The 2,574-nt window shown below is 64.8% G+C and carries 4 protein-coding genes; 2 read left to right on the top strand and 2 right to left on the bottom strand.

The annotated features are described in order from the left end of the window. Window positions 1-212, top strand: a 212-nt coding sequence (locus J4G12_09800) for a hypothetical protein (GenBank protein MCE2456087.1), incomplete at its 5' end; no start/stop codon positions are given. Window positions 213-250: 38 nt separating this feature from the next. Here the strand turns inward: J4G12_09800 and J4G12_09795 are convergent. Together J4G12_09795 and J4G12_09790 are read right to left on the bottom strand one after the other, a co-directional pair. After that, window positions 251-721, bottom strand: coding sequence for a hypothetical protein (locus J4G12_09795; GenBank protein MCE2456086.1), 471 nt, complete (start codon window positions 719-721; stop codon window positions 251-253). Next, window positions 718-1,656: an ABC transporter ATP-binding protein gene (locus J4G12_09790; protein ID MCE2456085.1), complete on the bottom strand. Its 939-nt coding sequence runs from the start codon at window positions 1,654-1,656 to the stop codon at window positions 718-720. Before J4G12_09790 ends, J4G12_09795 begins: the two co-directional genes overlap by 4 nt. A 361-nt stretch (window positions 1,657-2,017) precedes the next feature. Here J4G12_09790 and J4G12_09785 point away from each other — a divergent pair. Then, the coding region (locus J4G12_09785; protein ID MCE2456084.1) for a hypothetical protein at window positions 2,018-2,574 on the top strand (557 nt) is incomplete at its 3' end.

Below are 2,574 nucleotides of genomic sequence, written 5' to 3'. Positions count from 1 at the left end.
TCCAGCTCTATGCCGCGGCGGGATACCTCGTTCTCTACACCAACCCCAGGGGAAGCACGAGCTATGGTGGCGAGTTCGGCCCACGCTTCTTCGCCAGCCTCTGCAGCGACCCCTCCCGCTCGTCCCTGGTTGGCTTGGCCGTCTACAACCGGGACGGATTCCCGCAGTACCGGATGCAGCGGGTGCGGTTGCTGGGATTGGAGCAGTCCTGAAGCCTCGCACCGCATAAACGCGGGTATATCCGCGGATTCTAGAGGTCGCGCTTGCGCATGCTGAGGAATGAAATCAGGAGGAATATGGTGCTGTAGGCCAGTACCGCCATGACCATAACCTCGACGTCGAGAAACTCGCGGGGCGCGAGTCCCCGCCCGGCTCGGTCGGCGTTGACCGAAGCGAGCATCTCCGGGTAGTGTGCCAGATCGTCTCCGAGAGCTTCCGAGACGTTCGCCGGGAAATACTCGGTGAGGCTCCTTGCCGTCTCGCCCGCGCGCATAATCAGCACGGCGATGAAAAAACCTGTCGGTGAAGCCAACCCGGCCAGAATGTTCGGCCAACTGTCCGGCAGGGCGTAGGAGTAACTCGGGAACCTGTGCGCGCGGTTCACGTTGTCTACCGCCATAATCACATTGAACGCGGCGAAGAGACCCACCGTCACCCAGAACGTCCGACGCTTGACCGTCTTGAGCGTCTCGATCCGCAGGAGCACGCCCAGGATCTTCACGACGCGATCTCCGTCATCGACTCGAAGTCGCCCCCGGTGAGATCGATGAACACGTCTTCCAGGCTCTGACGGTGCGGTGCCAGGTACGACAGATGAATCCCCTGTCCCGCCAGGTAGCCGTTCACACCCGCCAGGTCGCCGCCGCTCAGGCCGACGATGATCCCGTCATCCGTGCGGCGCACCGAAGTCACCTCCGGGCAGTCCGCAAGCGCGGCCATCAGCGCATCTTCGTCCTCGGCACGCAGCAGCGCCGACGTGCCCTCGCTCACCACTTCGTCCACCGTACCCTGCACCATGATCCTCCCCTTGCGCACGATGGCGACATGGGTGCAGGTGCGTTCGACCTCCGACAGCAGGTGGCTCGAAAGGAAGATCGTCTTGCCGCGGCCGGCCAGAATGCGAATGATCTCGCGGATTTCACGCATGCCCTGGGGGTCCAGACCGTTGGCGGGCTCGTCCAGGATGATCAGCTCCGGGTCGCCGAGCATCGTGGCCGCGAGGGCCAGACGCTGCTTCATGCCGAGCGAATAGGTGCTGAAGCGATGCCTGGCGCGGTCGGCCAGACCGACCAGCTCCAGGCATTCCCTAATGCGCGAACGTCCCACTCCCTTGATCGCGGCGGCGACGCGGAGATTGTCGCGACCGCGCATGTACGGATAGAAGTTGGGCGTCTCGAGGGTGGCGCCGACGCGTGTGCGAGCCGCCAGCAGCCCCTTCGCATCGGAGGCGCCGAAGAGCCGGAAGCTGCCGCCGGTTGGATTGATGATGCCCACCAGCATCCCGATGGTGGTGGTCTTTCCGCTGCCGTTCGGACCCAGGAAGCCGAACACCTGACCCTCTTCGACGACGAACGACACCTGGTCGACCGCCAGGACGGACTTGTCGGGGCGCGTGCCGTAGCGCTTGCTGAGATCGCGGGTCTCGATGATGGGCATGTATGGACCCCGGCGGAGAGTCGTGGGTTGGACAGTGACGGTTACAGGTGTCGACGCATGCGGGTTTCAGCGGAGGCAAAGGGACCCCACGGTGAGCAAGTTGCGAAAACCGCTTCTCGTCCCTCGACAGGTTCCTTGGACCGAAACCGGAGCTTCGCGATTGAAACTCCGAAGCATCCACCGCTCTTAGTAGGGTCGGAGAAACTGACCACCGGATAGGGAGGCCCCCCGTGTCGCAACCTGCCCAGCCGCTCCACATCGTCGACGGACGGGAGGTGCTCGTGTCGTTCGGCGCGGAGTACGGCCCCGGGGGCGACCCTTCGGACTTCAATCCCGTCGATGAGAGGCATGCCGCATGAAGATGAATCGCAACAGACACGGCGTGCGTGTGCTCCTGCTCCTCGCCGCCGGCGTCCACCGGCACGCAGTAGTGGCGCCGGCCATGCTCGCGACCCTGCTTGCCGGCACAGCATGCGGCGGCGACACGGCTCCCGGCCCGCAGGACGCGAGAGCCAGCTGGACCCTCTCCGACGAGCCCACCGTCATCATCGGGGGGGCCGACGAACGGGAGGGCTACCTTCTCCACTGGGTCACCGGAGCGACACGTCTGGGCGATGGCCGCATCGTCGTCGCGAACGAAAGCACTTCGGAGCTGAAGTACTACGATCCGGAGGGGACCCACCTCTTCGACGTCGGGGGCGAGGGCGGAGGTCCAGGCGAATTCGTGGGGTCGTTGCAGCGACTCGCCCGCACTCCCGGGGACTCGGTCCTTGTGCTTTCCTCGCGGTCGGGGATCACTCGATTCGGGCCCGATGGCCGGTACGCCAGCTCGAGCCGATACCGTTTGCCGCCGTCTGGACATTGCCGGACGATCGAGGGTCGCCAACGCCTGGTTCCCGATGGTTCGATCGTGCTGGG

This window comes from Gemmatimonadota bacterium (assembly GCA_021295815.1).
Classification (GTDB): Bacteria; Gemmatimonadota; Gemmatimonadetes; order Longimicrobiales; family Gaopeijiaceae; genus JAGWBQ01.
Note: the sequence above shows the minus strand (reverse complement) of the source record. Positions and strands in the feature narration are given on the sequence as shown.